The organism is Helicobacter sp. 11S02596-1 (genome assembly GCF_002272825.1).
Taxonomy (GTDB): Bacteria; Campylobacterota; Campylobacteria; order Campylobacterales; family Helicobacteraceae; genus Helicobacter_J.
This window is the reverse complement of the sequence record NZ_MLAM01000001.1, coordinates 143,910-161,961: the sequence shown is the minus strand read 5'-3', so window position 1 is coordinate 161,961 and position 18,052 is coordinate 143,910. Positions and strand designations below refer to the sequence as shown.

Below are 18,052 nucleotides of genomic sequence, written 5' to 3'. Positions count from 1 at the left end.
TATGGAAGCCCAATTGCGATTTACTGGTGTTGGCGGGCAGGGGGTTTTGCTTGCTGGAGAGATACTCGCTGAGTCTCGTATCCGTGGCGGGGGTTATGGTGTGCAGGCATCTACCTATACCAGCCAAGTGCGGGGCGGACCTACAAAGGTTGATATTCTTTTGGATTCTGATGAGATACTTTACCCTTATGCTAATGAGGGCGAGATAGATTTTATGCTTTCTACGGCACAAGTGAGTTATAATCAGTTCAAATCTGGTCTCAAAGCAGGCGGTATTGTGGTGGTTGAGCCAAATCTAGTATTCCCAACGCCAGAGGATTTTGAGAAGTTTCAGATTTATAAGATCCCCATCATCACCATCGCAAAAGAAGAGGTTGGGAATGTCGTAACCCAATCGGTAGTTGCACTGGCAGTAACGGTAACTTTCACCAAATGCGTCGATAGGGACTTGGTATTCAATACAATGATTAGCAAAGTCCCCGCAAAAGTGGTGGATTTGAATAAAAAAGCATTTGATTTAGGCGAAAAACACGCTTTAGAAGCGATGAAAGCTGGCGTAGCAAAATCTTAGAACTCATTTTGATTTGGTGATTTTGCGAATCATCAAATCATCTAAAAATCATCTAATATCAATCGCACGCTTGACGATTTTTTCAAAATCGTTTTTCAAATTTGTATTCAAATCAGTTAGTTTTTTTTGTGTTTCAAGAATGATTTTTGAATCGGCTTTTTTGTGTAGGCAGATTGCAAACAAAAAGTTCTTCTTTTGAGATTTGCTCAAATCCCATTGCTCATAATTGCTGAAAAAATATTCAATCGCCCTTTGAAGTTCTTTATCCGTGCTGTATCTCGAATCAAGCAAAAGCATTACGGTGTTATAATCAATGGGTTTTTCATTGTTTAGGGCAAATTCTTGTTTGTTTTTGCTTAAAAGTTTCAATAGAGTGATAAAAAATACTCCAAAAACAATAACAAATGAAACAATAATAAAAAACTCGTTAGGATTCATTGCACTCTCACCTGTATTTGAATGGTTGTATTAAAGACTTTTAGTTAGAATTGTAGCCTTTTTATATAAATTCTATTAAAGATAAGGACAAAGATGGATTTTTTGAGCCTTGCACAAAAATACAAAACGCCTTTGTATGTATATGACCTCGATAGGATAAAAAAGCAATTTTTGAGTTTCAAAAATGCTTTTTCTGGTAGAAAAAATTTAATCTGCTATGCCCTAAAAGCTAATTCCAATCTCAGTGTCATCCACACGCTTGCAAAGCTTGAAAGTGGCGCAGATTGTGTATCTATCGGCGAGGTGAGGCGTGCGATTTTAGCAGGTGTCAAAAAATATCGCATTATTTTTAGTGGCGTGGGGAAAAGTGATGAGGAAATCTATGAGGCTTTGAAACTAGATATTTTGTTTTTAAATGTCGAATCTAGCGGAGAACTCGAACGTATCGAGACAATCGCAAAAAGCTTGGGTAAAAAAGCCCGCATTTCTATCCGTGTCAATCCCAATATTGATGCCAAAACCCACCCTTACATCTCTACAGGGCTACATCAGAACAAATTTGGCGTGGATAAAGAAACTGCTTTGAAGCTTTATCTTTATGCCAAAAAATCCTCGTTTTTAGAACCTATCGGCATTCATTTTCATATTGGTTCGCAGCTTAGCGATCTCGCACCTATCGCTATGAGTGTCGAAAAAATCGCCGAATTTGCCAGATCACTGCTTGCCCTTAAAATCGATTTGAAATTTTTTGATGTGGGCGGGGGGATTGGGATCGCTTATGATAATGAAAACACTATCGCACTTTATGACTACGCTCAAGCGATTTTAGGGGCACTCAAGGGTTTGGATTTTACCATCATTTGTGAGCCGGGGAGATATATCGTGGGGGAAAGCGGGTATTTGGTAACGAAAGTTTTGTATGAAAAACATACCCAAGAAAAACGCTTTGTGATTGTCGATGGGGCGATGAATGATTTAATGCGCCCAGCGCTTTATGGGGCGAGGCATCGCATAAAAGTGTATCGGCAAAATCACCCCCAAAGTGATACGCAAAATCAAATCCCAGATACCCCAATGCAGGCAGAGAGCCTGTGTGATGTTGTCGGGCCGATTTGTGAGAGTGGGGATTATCTTGCAAAAGATGTTATGCTCCCACCATTGCGTGCAGGGGATTTGATCGTATTTGAGAATGCGGGGGCTTATGGTTTTAGTATGTCGAGCAATTATAACACCAGAAAAAGAGCCGCAGAAGTTGGGATGGAAGCGGGTAAAGATAGATTGCTAAAACATCGAGAAAACTTTGCTGATATGGTGAATGATGAGCTTGAAATTCTTTATGGAGACACGAATGGATCTGACTAAAAAAAGAAATGAAATCGATGCGATTGATGATGCGATATTTGAGCTTTTAAACCAGCGACTTGCCGTTGTTGCAGACATTGGCAAGCAAAAGGTTCAAACAGGCTCTAGCATTTATAGACCCGAGCGAGAAAAGCAAATCATTGAGCGCTTAGCACATAAGAAATCTGCCTATCTTAATGCCTTGGCGATCGAGGCGATTTATCAAGAGATTTTTGCGATTTCTAGGAATTTGGAATTGCCCGAAAAAGTCGCTTATCTCGGACCTTTGGGGAGTTATACGCACCAGGCGGCTGAGGAGAGATTTGGGGCGATGAGTGAATATTTGGCGATGACAAATATATCCTCAGTTTTCAAGGCTGTCGAGCTGGGGCGTGCTAAATACGGCGTCGTCCCTTTGGAAAACAATACCAACGGGATGGTGGGCGATACGATTGATTTGCTGGCTAATTCCGAACTCAAAATCATCGCAGAAATTATCTTGCCGATTCACCATAGTTTTGCAAGTGATTGCGAGCATTTAGGCGATGTCAAGCGTATCTATTCCAAAGATATTGCATTTGGGCAATGCAATGAGTTTATCAAATCCCACCAACTCCAAGACATCGATAGGATTCCTGTAGATTCCACTGCCAAGGCTGCCCAGCTTGCCAAAGAAGATAAAAATGCCGCAGCGATTTGCTCAAAGATTGCTGGGAAGCTGTATCATTTGCCTATTATGTTTGATAATATCGAAGATTCCAACAAAAACAAAACCCGCTTTGTCATCATCAGTGATTTTGTCAATGCCCCGAGTGGCAAGGACAAAACATCGGTTTTTGCGACCCTCAAAGAGTTTGACAAATCCGGAACATTGCTTCTTTTGCTAAAAGATTTTAGCCAAAGGGGTATCAATCTCACTAAGATCGATTCTCGCCCTATCAAGACAAAATCAGATTTTAGTTTTGGTTTTTATATTGATTTTGATGGGCATCGTGATGACGTGCATATCCAGGAGCTTTTTGAAGCACGCAAGGGCGAACTCAAATGGCTGGGTAGCTATGTGAAGATGGATGAAAATGCCTGATGGGTGATAGGGAGAATGGAAGGAAAAAAATGCAAGCAAAAGCACAGGGAAAAATGCAAGAAAAAATGATCGCCTATAAAAAAATTTCCCTAGAAGACAAGCCGTTATTTGACACGTTTTTAAAGAAAGATTTTTTTACTATTTCAGATATTAGTTTTGGCAATCTTTATATTTGGCACACAGCTAGAGAGATTTCTTATGCGATTGTGGAAAATTTTTTGGTGATACGCACGCAGGTTCAAAACCAACCGCCGTTTTATTTCTATCCCATTGGCGAGGGGGACAAAACCCCTTGTATAGAGGCATTGGTCCGAGATTGTGCGATTCGAGATGAAACGCTAGAGTTCCATTCGCTAGAAGAGCGCTGGGCAGAGGAGCTGGAGGCGAAATTCCCCCAAAAATTTCGCATTACCCCCAATCGCGATCGCAGTGATTATGTTTATCATATCCGAGAGCTTATCGAGCTTTCTGGGCGTAAATACCACAAGAAAAAAAATCACCTCAATCAATTTTTGCAAAATTATCCTGATTTTGTTTATACCCGTATCGATGGTTCGAACAAACATCGTGTGCTTGCGGTGTGGGAGAAATGGTTTGCACAGATCCAAGATGGGGCAAGCGAGGGGCTAATAAATGAAAATATCGGGATTATCAATGCACTCAAACATTACGAATCGCTCGACTTTGCTGGCGGGTTTGTGAGTGTGGGGGAAGAAATCGTTGCTTTTAGCTTTGGTGAGGTCATCAATACCGATATGGTCGTCGTGCATATCGAAAAGGCAAATGCGAGCTACCACGGGGCATATCAAATCATCAACCAGCAATTACTTTTGAATGAATTTAGCAATTATGCCTATGCCAATCGTGAGGAAGATCTCGGTATAGAGGGCTTACGCCGAGCAAAAATGAGCTACAATCCTGCATTTTTGGTTGAAAAATTTGAGGCGATTTTTGCGGGATGATTTTTGGCGATAGGGTCTATGAAGATAGCCTAAAAAAACTAATTGCTTTTGATAAAACAGGGCTTCAAAAAGCATTAGAATACATAGACGCACATCGTGAGAATGGGTATTTTCTTGGCTATATAAAATATGAAGCCAAAGATATTTTTTTAGGCAAAGATGTCGTTTCAAAAACCCCGCTTTTGTATTTTGAACATTTTAAAAAAAGCCGTCCTTTTATCCGCCAAAAAAACATTTGGAATGTTTTTTACCCGCATTTAAAATCTTCGATGGATTTTGACACTTATGAGGACAAAATCGCCCAGATAAAAGCCGCTATCGCTAGGGGAGACACTTACCAAACCAATTTTACCTATCCCGTTGATGTGATGACCCATTGTGAAGCGATGAGTATTTTTTCTGCTATTTTAAACAATCAAGATACGCCTTATAAAGCATTGATTATTAATGAATTTGAAAGCATTTTGAGTTTTTCTCCCGAGCTTTTTTTTGAGGTTATTTCTGATGGGGCAAACGACACTATTATTACCAGACCGATGAAAGGCACGATTGCTAGGGGGAAAGACCAAGAAGAGGACGTGAAAAACAAAGAATTTCTCAAAAATGACCTCAAAAATCAAAGTGAAAATGTGATGATTGTCGATTTGTTGCGGAATGATTTGAGTAAAATCGCTTTGAAAAACAGCGTCAAAGTGAGCAAGCTTTTTGAGATAGAAACCCACCCAACACTTCACCAGATGATTTCAGAAATCACTGCCAAGATTCCCAAGCGCACGCCACTTTATAAGATTTTTGCATCCCTTTTCCCCTGTGGTTCGATCACGGGTGCGCCCAAAATCAAGACGATGGAGATAATTAGCGAGCTTGAAAACACCCAGCGGGGCGTTTATTGCGGTGCGATTGGGGTTATCCATCCAAAAGGTATGACCTTTAGCGTGCCTATCCGCACGCTTTATAAACGCCATAATGACAAGGTTTATACGCTCAATGTTGGTGGGGGTATTGTCTGGGATAGCAAGGCAAAAGATGAATGGGATGAGAGCAAACTCAAATCGCTCTTTGTGCGCCCAAAGGTTGATTTTTGTTTGGTTGAGACCCTGCGGGTGCAAGATCTTATGATTGCAGATTTTTCACTCCATCTCAAACGCCTCAAAAATACCGCAGATTATTTTGGTTTCACATTTGATGGCACGCTAGAGGATTTCACGCCTACTCAAGATGGGATTTTGAGGATTTTGTTGGATAGGGATGGACGCACGCACAAACGTTATGCGCCATTTGTGCCTGCAATGAGTAATCAAATCATCTTGAGCGAGGAATTTTTGGATAATCGCAATGATTTTTTGTATCACAAAACCACCTATCGCCCCTGGTATGAGCAAAGTATGCAAAAGATTGCAGCGGGGAAGATTTTTGATGAGGTGTTTTTTAATCAATATGGCGAACTCACCGAGGGTGCTAGGAGCAATCTGGTGCTACAAATTGATGGCGAGCTTTTTACACCCCCTATCAAATGTGGGCTGCTTGCTGGGGTGTATCGAGAAAAACTGCTTACCCAACATCGTTGCACACAAAAAGTCCTGTATCTATCGGATTTGAAAAAAGCCGAGAAGATTTATTGTGTCAATTCGGTTCGGGGGGCTACTTTGGTGGAGGTGTGGCAATGAAAATCGCGATGATTGATAATTATGATTCTTTTACTTACAATCTTGTCCATTATATCGAGGCGCTCGACCATTCTATTGATGTATTTAAAAACGACGCCATCACCTTAGAAGCGCTCGCCCCTTATAGCCATATTTTGATTTCACCCGGATTTGGAAGCCCAAAGGATGCCAAAATCAGCGTGGGTGCTATCAGGCATTATGCCAAGAGCAAAAAGATACTTGGTGTTTGTCTGGGACACCAGTGCATTGCAGAGGCTTTTGGCGGGGAAGTCGCAAGACTTCCTGAGCCTATTCACGGGAAAGCCTGCAGGATTGATTTGCTTCCTTGTGCGCTTTTTGCGGGGTTGGGGACGTGCTTGGAAGTAGGGAGGTATCATTCGTTGCACGTTTGTTCTTTAGGCGAGGAGCTTTTGGGTATCGCTTATGATAAAAATGGGGTCGTGATGGCGCTCAAGCACCGGTGTTATGATATTTATGGCGTGCAGTTTCACCCCGAATCGGTGCTTTCTTTTGGCGGTAAAAAAATATTAGAAAATTTTTTGAATCTTTGAGGGGCTTGATGGGATTTTAGCAAGGTAGTAGGGCGTTAGCGCCCTTTGTATTCTTTTGTGCCACAATAAAAGCGCTTGCGTTTGCTATCAAACTGCGGGCTAAAGATATTTTTGGCTTCGATATTGTCTTTGGTTGTAATACCGATTAGTGGCAGGAGCGATTGGATAAAATCATCCGTCATAAAGGGCTTTTTGAGTGCTGATTTGATTTCTTCGACCTTGTCTTTGTGCTTTGCCATAAAGGTTTTGCTTACATAGATGATAAAAGGAATCTCCACGCCAAAATCTGAACATTGATGCCCGGCAGAATGCTTGGTTTGAAACACATCTTGGGCGTGATCGCTCAGATAAAACACAATTGAATCGCTATCTTGAAAGCGTTCAAATATTTTTGCCAACACATCATCAGTGTAATAAAAAGTATTCACATAATCGCTTACGATTTGGAGGTCTTTTTGGGATTTTATATGCAATCCTTTGGGGTTGATATCGGCGGGGTGAAATTTCGCATAGGATTTGGGAAATCTGCCCGAATAGCGTAAATGCGAACCTATCAAATGAAAAATAATGAAATTTTTATCGCCTAAAAAATGTTTATTTTTATCGTATAGATCGAGCAGTTTTCCATCATAGGTTTGTGGTGCTGTGTTAGTTATATCTGTATAGCGTTGAATATCTGCCCTATCGGACAAGGTGGCTGGGATATTGCCAAAAATGCTAAATTTGCCTTGATTGGAGAGCCACATCGTGTGATACCCCGCCAATCGCATAATATCCAAGAGATTCATCTGGTAGAACCACGGCATTTCTTTATTTTCGTAATCGCTAAAATTTAGTAGCGTGTGAAAAACAGCATTTGTGTTTGCTTCTGGACTGATAACATCATCAAATACAAATGCCTGCCCCCCCCCCAGTAGCCCTTTAGAAGCTTTCTGCAGATTTGGCGTATTGGCGAGATCGTAGCCATAAATCTGCATAAAATCCCTTGAGGCACTCTCGCCGATGACAACCACGACATTGGTGATATTAGCGTTATTTTGGGTGATATAATCGGGGTTATTTTTGAGATTTGCTTCCAGGGCTTGTTTGCTGTTTTTGTATTCATTGAGATAGGTTTTTGTATGAATAATCCCTTCTCCCGCAGAATAGGGGATTTTGAGGATATTTACCCGTTCGGCAAATTTTTTAAGCAGGTGGTAAGGGGGTTTGTCTTTTAAAATCCAATTGCCAATAGGAATCAGAATCGCCACAGCACACAAAATCAAAAATCCATTCACAAATTTTTTGTTGATGGTGAGGATAAAATCTTTTTTGATGACAAAAATTAGCACACAAAGTGCGACATAAATACACATCAAAATGAGATTATCATTCATTCCCAGATAAAAATCTAAAAAATTCTTGATTTCATCGGTTTGTGTTGCTAATAATATATCCATAAACGAAGCAGAAAACGGGGTGTTGAAATTTAAGATACAAAATAAATCTATAAAACCTGCGACCATACACCAGATAATAATAAAATTTTTAAATTTTATTTTAAAATTTTCTTTTTTACTTAAATCTAATAGAGAATAAATAATAAAGATAAATAGGATAGTATTAAAAAGTATTTTTGCACCATTAGCCATTGTCTGAAAAGGTGTTAGACAGGCAATAATAAAATTGATAAGGATAAACGCATAAAATCTTTTGTCAAGTTGCATAGTATTCCTTTGATATGGATTGTTAGATGGGATGGGGTTTGTGAGGCAAAAGCCACGATTTAGCCAGACTGAAACTATGGTTTTAGCCACCCCAAAAGCTTAATGAATTGCCATCAATGTTGCTTAATAGCTTTATTCAATAACCCTATTCGATAATTTTAGGAACGATAAAATACCCATCTCTTGCTTCGGGGGCATTTTTGAGCACATTTTGTGCGATGGTGGGGTCGTTTGCTTTGATGTCTTCTCGCAGGGGCGTTTGTGCCTGCGTGCTTTGTGTGTCGCCATCGTTGAGGTCGAGTTCAGAAATATTTTCTACAAAACCCAAAATATCGTTCAAATCCTTTTTGATCGCTTCTTTTTTATCTGGTGCGATCGCTATCATCCCGAGTTTTTCAAGTTTGCCTAACAATGTTTCATCAATAGTCATTTTTGCCCTCACAATTATGAAATTAAAAGTTTAAAAATGTTATTGTATCGAAATTTGGAGCAACGATAAGCAGGCGTATAAAACAATGTATGAAAATATTGAATTTTGGGTATTTATTGCACTTTGTGTGGCATTTTTTGTCGCGGGCTTTGTCGATAGTATCGCAGGCGGGGGCGGTTTGATCTCGATGCCCTCGTTACTTTTGGCTGGTATCTCCCCCCAGCTTGCCTTAGGCACAAACAAATTTGTCGTGATATTTGGCACGGCAGTGGCATTGGGGAATTTTATCCGCCATAAAAAGCTTATTTATAAAATCACGCTTTTTAGCATTGGATTTTCCCTGATAGGGGCTTATGTGGGGACAAAACTCATTTTGTTGTTTGATGAACGTGATGTAGCGTCGGTTATTTTGTTTTTGTTGCCAGTAAGTGCTTTGGCGATTTTTATCCCCAAAAAATTTTCCAAAACCCATCAAGAGAGCTTTAGCGGGGTGCAAACCTTTGTTTATGCCCCAATGATTAGCTTTTTTATCGGGGCTTATGATGGGTTTTTTGGTCCTGGGACAGGGACATTTTTGATTTTGAGCTTTTATCTTTTTTTGCGTATGGATATGCTCAATGCCGCAGCAACGGCTAAAGCCATCAATCTCGCTTCTGGGATGGGATCATTTTTTGCATTTGCACTTTCGGGGCATATCCTTTATATGCTGGCGTTGCCTTTGGTGGTTGCTAATATCTGCGGGGCTTATATTGGGAGTAAATTTGCCATCAAACGTGGGGCAAAAGTGGTGAGAATTTTTGTCATTTTTTCTTTTTTTGTGATGTTTATTTCTCTTATATTTAAATATTTTTTTTCTTAATATCTTGCGTGAATCCCTATGGGAGACTTGCGATGAAAGTTTCAAGAATCCTAACTAATAAAATTTATTGAAAAGTTTTGGGTAAAATAATAACTTGATTTTTATGTATTTTTATGTGATTGGAGTGCAGATGAAAGAATGGAATCCCAAATCTTGGAGAGATTTTCCGATAAAGCAACACCCGATTTATCCCGATATTGCAGAACTTCAAGCGGTTGAAAACGAGCTTAAAAGCTATCCCCCACTAGTTTTTGCCGGGGAAGCAAGAAATCTTCAAGAAAGGCTCAAAGAAGCTTCTAAGGGCAGGGCTTTTTTGCTTCAGGGTGGGGATTGCGCGGAGTCATTTTCGCAATTTGATGCTATCAATATCCGCGATATGTTTAAGGTTATCATCCAGATGGGGGCGATACTGACATTTGCAGGGAGTTGCCCGATTGTAAAAGTCGGCAGGCTTGCAGGGCAATTTGCCAAGCCAAGGTCTTCTGATACCGAGATTATCGATGGCGTGGAATTGCCAAGCTATCGGGGTGATATGATTAATGGGATGGCATTTGATGTTAGCAGTCGCAAGCCTGATCCGCAAAGATTGCTTCGAGCTTACCATCAGAGTGCTGCAACACTCAATCTCATCCGTGCGTTTGCACAAGGGGGTTTGGCAGATCTCAATGAAGTCCATCGGTGGAATTTGAGTTTTGTCAAAAATAATGATTTTGGGAAAAAATACGAAGAATTAGCCGATCGTATCACGCAAACTTTGGGCTTTATGAAAGCCTGTGGTATCAACACACAAAGCACCCCCATCCTCAAAGAAACCGAGTTTTATACCAGCCACGAGGCATTGGTGCTAAACTACGAAGAACAGCTGGTGCGCCAAGACAGCTTGAGCGGGCAATGGTATGATTGCTCAGCGCATATGCTTTGGATAGGTGAGCGCACCAGAGGGCTAGAGCAGGCACATTTGGAGTTTTTGCGTGGGGTCAAAAATCCTGTGGGCGTAAAGATCGGCCCTAAGGCAACCAAAGAGGATATTTTGGGGATTTGTGAGATACTCAATCCCCATAACGAACCCGGACGCCTCAATCTCATCGTGCGTATGGGTGCAGATGTGATAAGGGAAAATTTACCCAAGCTTTTGAGGCAGATAAATCCTGAGGGTAGGGAGATTCTCTGGAGTTGTGATCCAATGCACGGCAATACCATCAAAGCAAGCTCGGGGTATAAAACACGGGTGTTTGATAGCATTTTGAGTGAGGTAAAAAGCTTTTTTGAGATTCACCAAGCAGAGGGAAGCTATGCTGGGGGTGTGCATTTGGAGATGACAGGGCAGGATGTAACAGAATGCGTGGGGGGGTCTTGTGCGATCACGGAAGCTGGGCTTGCTTGTAACTACAACACCCAGTGCGACCCGAGACTCAATGCCACACAAGCCCTTGAGCTAGCATTTTTGATTGCTGATATTCTCAAAGCTAGAAATTCGGCTTGATGGATAGATTGTTTTGTGGGATTTGATATAATCAAAACGCAAAGAGATTCACAAAAGAATTTTTTTGGAGTTTCAATCTTAGGTTAAAGGAAGGAAGATGTTGCAAGTTTTGATTACAATGGGATTATTGGCGATGGTGTTTTTTAATGGCTGTGCAGTGAATGAGAAAAAAGTTCATCAAGATGAATCGAATTACACCCCATCAGAAAAAACTATTTGGAATGCCGAACAAAAATAAATCAATTCTTAACTATGTTTTACTCGGTTCTGGGCGAACCTGAAGACCATTCACGGGAGCTTAGCCTATGGGTGGGCGGGTCAGTTTCGCTCCTAAAGTAACCATCTCACACCCACCTTTGGCTGTGCGTTCGAGATAAATTTCTAAGGTTTTCATTAATGCTTGCTTGATTCATATTGTGAATCTAAAGACCACCCCGCAAGGCAAAACACTACGTTGTCCTTACTAAAGCAAGTTTTTTGGAGTTTTAATCGGTGGCGGACGGGAAAAAAATGTTACTTTTTTTGAAAAATTCTCAATTTCATCTTTTTTATTCTCCCGCAATCCTTTCAAATATGAATTTATAGTTTATTATTGAGGATAAAAATCTCTAAGGAACGTTAATGAAGCGAATTTTGGTTTTTGGTTTCTGGGCTTTAGTTGCCGTTGTTGGCGCATTTTGTTTTGCTGTTTTGGCGCTAAATAAAGGCGAAAGTATTAGTGCGATATGGTTGGTGCTTGCTAGTGTGTGTATTTATGCTATTGGCTATCGTTTTTATAGCAAGTTTATTGCCTACAAAGTCCTCAGGCTCGATGATTCTCGTGCCACGCCTGCTGTTGTGAATAATGATGGCAAGGATTATGTTCCCACCAATAAAATCATTCTTTTTGGGCATCATTTTGCTGCGATTGCGGGCGCTGGACCGCTTGTTGGGCCTATTTTGGCTGCGCAGATGGGCTATCTCCCTAGTATGATATGGATTTTGGTTGGGGGTGTGTTGGCTGGGGCGGTGCACGATTTTGTTGTTTTGTTTGTTTCGCTCAGGCGTAATGGCAGGTCTTTGGGCGAGATGATAAAAGCAGAAATGGGGCGCATTACCGGTGCATTTGCGATGTTGGGGATTTTTGGGATTATGCTTATTATCATCGCCATTTTGGCAATGGTAGTTGTCAAAGCATTAGCCGATAGCCCTTGGGGGCTTTTTACCATAGCGATGACTATCCCGATTGCTATCTTGATGGGGGTTTATATGCGCTTTATCCGTCCGGGTAGGGTTGGGGAGGCTTCAGTCATTGGTTTTGTTTTGTTGATGGCTGCCCTTTATTATGGTAGCCATATCGCTGCTGATCCTTATATGGCAAGTTTATTCACTTTTGACGCTCCGACATTGGCGATAATGATGATGGCTTACGGCTTTGTGGCTGCGATATTGCCTGTGTGGTTTTTGCTTGCGCCACGAGATTATTTGAGCACTTTTCTCAAGATTGGTGTGATTTTGTGTATGGCGATCGCGATTATTATTGTCGCACCCCCTTTGCAAATGCCTAAACTCACCCAATATCTCGATGGGAGCGGGCCTGTGTTTGCTGGCAGTCTTTTCCCGTTTTTGTTTATCACGATTGCGTGCGGGGCTATCAGTGGTTTTCACGCTTTGATTGCATCAGGCACGACACCCAAAATGATCGAAAAGGAATCCCATAGCCGATTGGTCGGTTATGGATCGATGATAATGGAATCTGGGGTGGCGATGATGGCATTGATCGCTGCTTGTATCTTGCACCCAGGTTTGTATTTTGCTATCAACTCCCCTGAAATCACTATCGGGAGCGACATCGCTTCTGTCGCACAGACGATAACGAGCTGGGGATTTGTCATCTCACCTCAAGAGATAATCTCTCTCACCCATAACATCGGCGAGCAGACTATTTTGAGCCGGACTGGGGGAGCGCCGACGTTTGCGATTGGCTTGGCACTGATTATGCATAAGATTATTGGCGGGGAAGCGATGATGGCATTTTGGTATCATTTTGCGATTTTGTTTGAGGCGTTGTTTATTTTGACAGCCGTCGATGCAGGCACAAGGACTTGTCGTTTTATGGTCCAAGATATTTTGGGGAATATTTATAAGCCCTTAGCCAATACGCATTCTTATGTTGCCGGTGCGATTGCTACGGCGATTTGTGTAGCGGGATGGGGGTATTTTTTGTATCAAGGGGCTATCGATCCTAAGGGCGGGATTTATACGCTTTGGCCTCTCTTTGGGGTCAGCAATCAAATGCTTGCAGGGATGGCGCTCTTGCTTGTTACAGCGATTTTGTTCAAAATGGGTAGGGGCAAATATGCGTGGGTAACGATATTGCCTGCTACATTTGTGCTGGTAGCGACGCTTTATGGGGGTATTTTAAAGGTAATGCCAGCAAGTGGGGATAAGATCGCCGATAGTGTGAGCCACGTTGCAACCGCACAGATTCTCAAAGCCAAGTTGGCAGATTTGGATAATCCTGCGCAAATTGCAGCAACAAAAAATGCGATTACCAACAATATTGTCAATGCGGTTTTGTGTATTTTCTTTATGTTTGTTACATTGTTGGTGATTATTGCTTGCTTTAGGATTTCTTGGAGTTGCTATAGACGCGGGGCTCAAGGCGTGTTGCCTCCATTGGCTGAAAGCCCCTATGTCAAGGTTTCTTAGCGTGAAGTGGTTTGCTAAGATTTTGGAGATTTATCGGCGTTCTGATAGGTTTTTGTATCTTTTGGTTGGGTTGCCAAGCTATGATAAATATCTCGAACATATGCAAAAACATCACCCAGATAAAATCCCCAAAACCCGAAAAGAGTTTTTTACAGAGGCTCAGGAAGCCCGCTATGGTGGGCGTATTGGAAAATGCTGATAGGGATAAAAGGGCGTCGGGAATGCCATACAAAAGCCCCCAAAGGAAGACAAAAGTAAAGTAGAGGAAAGGAAGGCAAAAGAAAACAAAATCTTTAAGTCGCTAACGCTTTGATTTTGTTTGTCCTTATCGCTTTAACAAGGGATTTTCTGAAGCAATCAAGTGGGTTTTAGAACCTCTGATAAAGAGAATATAAAAGCTAAAATAACCCGCAATTGAGATCAATCTCGGTGTAAGATAGGATTTTGATGATAATAAGTGTGCTGATACCTGCAAGTAGCCCAGCGAGTGCGTCATCACCCACGACACCCAAACCGCCTGTGATTTCTCGGTCGATTTTGCCAATATAAGAGGGTTTCCAGATATCATAAAGGCGGAAAAAACCAAATGCTAAAAAGATCCCAACAAGAGAAAAGCCTGCCATCCCCATCGCTAGCCATAAGCCCACGAGTTCATCGATTACAATGCTCTTATCATCGTGGGTCCCGCCGTTTTTTTCATCAAGATCGATTTGTTTAACAGCAATAATCCCGATAAAAATAGCGAGCAAAAAAAGCGTCTCTGCCGAAAAATACAAAATCGGCGCACCGATGATAAGGGCGAGCAAGCTCCCCATCGTTCCGGGTGCAACGTGGGATTTCCCACTATAAAACAGGGTCAAAAATAGTTTTCTCATACAATACCTTAGATTTGAAATGGATTTTGATATAACTGCATTAGTTGGGTATAAAATTCTTCTTCATTCCCATCGCCGAGAATCCCGCTTGAGGGCACGAGATCGTAATAAAGTTTTTTGAGATTTTTAAAGCGATTGGGATAAAAGCTAGAGAGTATCATCGCTGAAATTTCTTCTCTCACCAAGATAGAGGGGGGCAAAATACCGAGTTTGAGGAGTTCGAGAATCGATTCGGCATTGTAGTTGGTGTGGTGGTGATGGCCGTGGGGGCAAGTTGATTTGCTCACGAGTGTTTTGCAAAGCGAGCAATGAACATATTCGCTAATGATTTTGGTTTCGATATCCACGCCTTTGAGCCTATCAAATACCGAATGCCTGATATTATCGGTGTAGTAGATGGAGAGATTGGGTGTATTTTCTCCCACGATGAGCTTGGTGCAGCCGTAATTTTTTGCAACGATGGCGTGCAAGAGCTTTTTGTTTTGACCAGCAAAAAGATAGGTATCATCCAAAGGGAGGATACAGATTTTGTCTTTGAGGAGAAAATGATTGGCGATGTATTGCGTGCATTTTTCTCTCAAAGCATAGCCCATCAGATCCTTTTTGTAGGGCTTTAGAAGAAAGATAACCAACAAATCGCAATCATCAAGTTCCTCACGCAACATCCTTTCGTGCGCCCTGTGGAATGGCTTTGCACTCATCATCACGCCGGTGATTTTTTTTGCATTCAAGAGTTTGATTTTTTGGTGCAAGGTTTCTTTAGCGATTTTGATATCATCAAAAATCACGTTGTATTCCCCACTGATAGCGTATTCTCCAAGTCTTTGGAGTGTCATCGTAGCTTCTTCGGTGGAGAGATCCCCGCCCATTATTTTTTCAAGCCTTTGGAATTTATCGATTTTATAAGATTCTTCGGCAGTGATTTCGCCTACGATTTTGTTTTCACTCACAATATCGAGCGTTTCACCTTTTTTGATCGTTGAAAGCACCTCGTGATTGCGTTTGCCACTAGGGCTGAGTAGAAACGGGCAAGGGAAACTTTGATTTTTGTAAAATCCGGTTTGATTGACTTCTTCCATTTCTTTTTGATTCATCAATGTGCTAACGGGATAAAGCAGTCCCTCTTGCACGAGTGCGAGCGCCCAAAGCGCCTCTTTGTCAATGTATATTTTATTTTTTTCTTGAGATGCCATATTTTTTTCTCTTTTCCCATAGGCTTTTTCGGCTCATCCCGAGTTTTTTTGCTAGCTCAATATCAGGGTATCGCCCTTCAAACTTCGTGATGATGGCTTTTTCGTATTCTCTTATTGAGAGGATTTCTGCTCCGATTTCTTGATTGTTGGGGATATTGGAAATATCCATTATCTGGGGAAAAACGATCTTATCGGTGGATACGAGTGAAATAATCATCGAATGTTTCAAGGCGATTTCAAGAAAATCTTTTCTTTCTTGTTTTTTGAGTTCTTCGAGGTTGGTGATGTAGATCATCGTTGATTTGGGCGGATTGTTTTTCAAAAATGCCTTGTATTTATCTTCTTTGAGTGTGAAAAATTCAAAACAAACATTTTTTTCTCTGGCATATTTCATCGCATAAATATCTGCGCTACGTTGGGAGTTGCTTTTGATGATAAAAGGTGGGTTGTATTGGAATGGCGTCGGGGTATTGAGTTCTTTTTCAATAAAATTAAAATAAGAATTATAAAAATTTATTTTAGTAACAATATTTTTGTAATTTCGATAATGTTCGATTTTTCTTATCAATTCATCAATCATAAAGGGCTTGAGGATATAGTCCTTTGCCCCCGCTTTGATAGGCTTACTCACGGTATCATCGCTCACGTATGAAATCATCATAATGATGATAGATTCAGCATTGTTGCGGATAAATTTTTCATAATCATCCCCGCAGATCCCCGAAGATATAAGGATAACATCATAATCATTTTTGAGGTTGGTATCCATAATCGAAGTTATGTGGCAATCGTGCCCAACATCAGCAAGTTTTGAAGCGATACTTTGGGCGAGATAGGTTTCATTTTCGATGATTAAGATATCCATATATTTTCCTTCCAGTTGATAAATTTCATATGCACATTAGCACTCACGCCAAGCCCCTCTTTTCTGCCGATAAATCCGAGATGTTCGGTTGTTGTGGCTTTGATATTTACACGGGATTTGTCGGTATAAAGGAGCTCTGCGACGCTTTGGCGTATGGCTTGTTTGTAAGGGGCTATTTTTGGGGTTTGTGCGAAGATCGTAATATCGGCATTGATGAGTTCAAATCCCACGCTGATGGCAAAGTCATAGATTTGTTTGAGTAATAGCCTGGAATCAGCGTTTTTGTGGGCTTCTTCTGTGTCAGGAAACCATTCGCCAATATCTCCCCCGCCAATCGCCCCGAGGATAGCATCGCTAAGTGCGTGCAACAAGACATCCCCATCGCTATGGGCTTTGAAACCAAAATCTGAAGCGATAGGGACGCCTCCTAGCACCATCTTTTTGCCCATTTCAAAGCTATGGACATCAAACCCGCTACCGACAAATATCTCCTCTGAGGGCGCTGGCAGGTCTTTTGCGCTAAAGAGATCGTTTTCATTGGTGAGTTTGGCAAGCTTGTGAGAGCCTTTGATATAGGCGACTTTGCCCCCATTTGCTGCTATCGCAGAGCTTTCATCGGTAAATTCTCCGATTGAAAGGGCGTTTTTGAGCGTTTGGGTGTTGCATAGTTGGGGGGTTTGGATGCGTTTGAGGGCATCTCTTTTGATGGTTTGTCCCTCATAAACGGCTGTGTCAGGGACTTCCAAATAGGGTGCGACGCAGTCTATTTCTTCATTCCAGGCAAGGAGGAGATTTTCTAGAACATTTTTGTCTAAATTCCATCTAGCTACATCGCTGATGAGGACTAGGGGCGTTTGGATGTATTCTAGGGCATTTTGAACGGATTCTTGACGGCTTTGTCCCCCGCATACAAACGTATAATCATAACTATTTTGCATATAGGTAAAATCTTGCTTGGAGACAGCGAGGATGATTTGCTTAAAATCTGTGAGTTTTTTAAAGTCATCTGCTACTTTTTGCCACAAAGGCATAGCACCCAAGCGTAGCCATTGTTTTTTGATCCTGCGATGGGGGGGCATATCTGAAGAAAATCGGCTTGAAGCCCCTGCTGCGGTGATAATGAGCGATATTTCTGGTTTATTTTTCATAGTTAATGGTGCTTCCAATTCCTAATGCAACTCCTGATGTGTCAAAACTTGTTACCAAATTATACACAATTTCTGCGTTTTTGAATGTGGATATTTTGTTTGTTTTGAAAATTTTGTTACAAGGTTTGATGTATAATTAAAAGTTAAAAATCTAAAAATATGATGTTGCATAGCTGTTAAGAAGATTT

18 protein-coding genes are annotated in these 18,052 nt (G+C 41.3%); 11 read left to right on the top strand and 7 right to left on the bottom strand.

The features are described from left to right. The first annotated feature begins 1 nt into the window (after position 1). A complete protein-coding gene (locus BJI48_RS00750; RefSeq protein WP_095330811.1) occupies positions 2 to 571 on the top strand; it encodes a 2-oxoacid:acceptor oxidoreductase family protein in 570 nt (189 codons plus the stop codon). Between the two features lie 48 nt (positions 572 to 619). On the opposite strand, the gene BJI48_RS00745 is transcribed toward BJI48_RS00750, so the two are convergent. Then, entirely contained in the window at positions 620 to 1,009 is a 390-nt protein-coding gene (locus tag BJI48_RS00745) for a hypothetical protein (RefSeq protein WP_095330809.1), read from the bottom strand. Positions 1,010 to 1,102: 93 nt separating this feature from the next. Between BJI48_RS00745 and lysA the strand changes: the two genes are divergently transcribed. The 5 genes from lysA to BJI48_RS00720 all read left to right on the top strand — a co-directional run bounded on the left by lysA (position 1,103) and on the right by BJI48_RS00720 (position 6,614). After that, the gene (gene lysA, locus BJI48_RS00740) at positions 1,103 to 2,371 is read left to right on the top strand and encodes a diaminopimelate decarboxylase (RefSeq protein ID WP_095330807.1); all 1,269 of its coding nucleotides are present in this window, start codon (positions 1,103 to 1,105) and stop codon (positions 2,369 to 2,371) included. Beyond that, positions 2,358 to 3,434 (top strand): prephenate dehydratase, encoded by a 1,077-nt coding sequence (pheA, locus tag BJI48_RS00735; protein WP_095330805.1) that lies wholly within the window; start codon positions 2,358 to 2,360, stop codon positions 3,432 to 3,434. Before lysA ends, pheA begins: the two co-directional genes overlap by 14 nt. Positions 3,435 to 3,499: 65 nt before the next feature. Continuing rightward, positions 3,500 to 4,396 carry a phosphatidylglycerol lysyltransferase domain-containing protein gene (locus BJI48_RS00730; protein ID WP_095331074.1) on the top strand — a complete coding sequence of 299 codons (897 nt, stop codon included), beginning with the start codon at positions 3,500 to 3,502 and terminating at the stop codon, positions 4,394 to 4,396. Next, a complete protein-coding gene (locus BJI48_RS00725) occupies positions 4,393 to 6,063 on the top strand; it encodes a chorismate-binding protein (RefSeq protein WP_095330803.1) in 1,671 nt (556 codons plus the stop codon). The genes BJI48_RS00730 and BJI48_RS00725 overlap by 4 nt, the downstream gene beginning before the upstream one ends. Then, positions 6,060 to 6,614, top strand: a complete 555-nt coding sequence (locus tag BJI48_RS00720) for an aminodeoxychorismate/anthranilate synthase component II (protein ID WP_095330801.1) — start codon at positions 6,060 to 6,062, stop codon at positions 6,612 to 6,614. Before BJI48_RS00725 ends, BJI48_RS00720 begins: the two co-directional genes overlap by 4 nt. 35 nt (positions 6,615 to 6,649) lie before the next feature. Here the strand turns inward: BJI48_RS00720 and BJI48_RS00715 are convergent, their stop codons facing one another. Together BJI48_RS00715 and gatC are read right to left on the bottom strand one after the other, a co-directional pair. Next, on the bottom strand, positions 6,650 to 8,320 hold the full coding sequence (locus BJI48_RS00715) for a phosphoethanolamine transferase (RefSeq protein ID WP_095330799.1): 1,671 nt from the start codon (positions 8,318 to 8,320) through the stop codon (positions 6,650 to 6,652). 145 nt (positions 8,321 to 8,465) lie between these two features. Beyond that, a complete protein-coding gene (gatC, locus tag BJI48_RS00710) occupies positions 8,466 to 8,750 on the bottom strand; it encodes an Asp-tRNA(Asn)/Glu-tRNA(Gln) amidotransferase subunit GatC (protein WP_095330796.1) in 285 nt (94 codons plus the stop codon). Between the two features lie 85 nt (positions 8,751 to 8,835). Here gatC and BJI48_RS00705 point away from each other — a divergent pair, with 85 nt between their 5' ends. The 5 genes from BJI48_RS00705 to kcuS all read left to right on the top strand — a co-directional run bounded on the left by BJI48_RS00705 (position 8,836) and on the right by kcuS (position 13,982). Then, positions 8,836 to 9,609, top strand: a complete 774-nt coding sequence (locus BJI48_RS00705; protein ID WP_095330793.1) for a TSUP family transporter — start codon at positions 8,836 to 8,838, stop codon at positions 9,607 to 9,609. A gap of 130 nt (positions 9,610 to 9,739) precedes the next feature. Further along, the gene (locus BJI48_RS00700; RefSeq protein WP_095330790.1) at positions 9,740 to 11,092 is read left to right on the top strand and encodes a 3-deoxy-7-phosphoheptulonate synthase class II; all 1,353 of its coding nucleotides are present in this window, start codon (positions 9,740 to 9,742) and stop codon (positions 11,090 to 11,092) included. Positions 11,093 to 11,189: 97 nt separating this feature from the next. Continuing rightward, positions 11,190 to 11,330 carry a hypothetical protein gene (locus tag BJI48_RS09370; RefSeq protein WP_095330788.1) on the top strand — a complete coding sequence of 47 codons (141 nt, stop codon included), beginning with the start codon at positions 11,190 to 11,192 and terminating at the stop codon, positions 11,328 to 11,330. Positions 11,331 to 11,713: 383 nt separating this feature from the next. Next, positions 11,714 to 13,783: a carbon starvation CstA family protein gene (locus tag BJI48_RS00690; protein ID WP_095330786.1), complete on the top strand. Its 2,070-nt coding sequence runs from the start codon at positions 11,714 to 11,716 to the stop codon at positions 13,781 to 13,783. Beyond that, entirely contained in the window at positions 13,767 to 13,982 is a 216-nt protein-coding gene (kcuS, locus tag BJI48_RS00685) for a KCU-star family selenoprotein (protein ID WP_095330784.1), read from the top strand. The genes BJI48_RS00690 and kcuS overlap by 17 nt, the downstream gene beginning before the upstream one ends. 199 nt (positions 13,983 to 14,181) lie before the next feature. On the opposite strand, the gene BJI48_RS00680 is transcribed toward kcuS, so the two are convergent. From BJI48_RS00680 to BJI48_RS00665, 4 genes are read right to left on the bottom strand one after another with little or no spacing between them, the layout of a single operon-like run. Beyond that, entirely contained in the window at positions 14,182 to 14,658 is a 477-nt protein-coding gene (locus BJI48_RS00680; RefSeq protein ID WP_095330782.1) for a phosphatidylglycerophosphatase A, read from the bottom strand. A gap of 8 nt (positions 14,659 to 14,666) precedes the next feature. Next, positions 14,667 to 15,851, bottom strand: coding sequence for a sulfate adenylyltransferase (locus tag BJI48_RS00675; RefSeq protein WP_095330780.1), 1,185 nt, complete (start codon positions 15,849 to 15,851; stop codon positions 14,667 to 14,669). Continuing rightward, positions 15,829 to 16,716 (bottom strand): response regulator, encoded by an 888-nt coding sequence (locus tag BJI48_RS00670; protein ID WP_095330778.1) that lies wholly within the window; start codon positions 16,714 to 16,716, stop codon positions 15,829 to 15,831. Before BJI48_RS00670 ends, BJI48_RS00675 begins: the two co-directional genes overlap by 23 nt. Next, positions 16,704 to 17,864: a bifunctional 2-C-methyl-D-erythritol 4-phosphate cytidylyltransferase/2-C-methyl-D-erythritol 2,4-cyclodiphosphate synthase gene (locus BJI48_RS00665; protein WP_095330776.1), complete on the bottom strand. Its 1,161-nt coding sequence runs from the start codon at positions 17,862 to 17,864 to the stop codon at positions 16,704 to 16,706. Before BJI48_RS00665 ends, BJI48_RS00670 begins: the two co-directional genes overlap by 13 nt. Between the last annotated feature and the right edge of the window lie 188 nt (positions 17,865 to 18,052).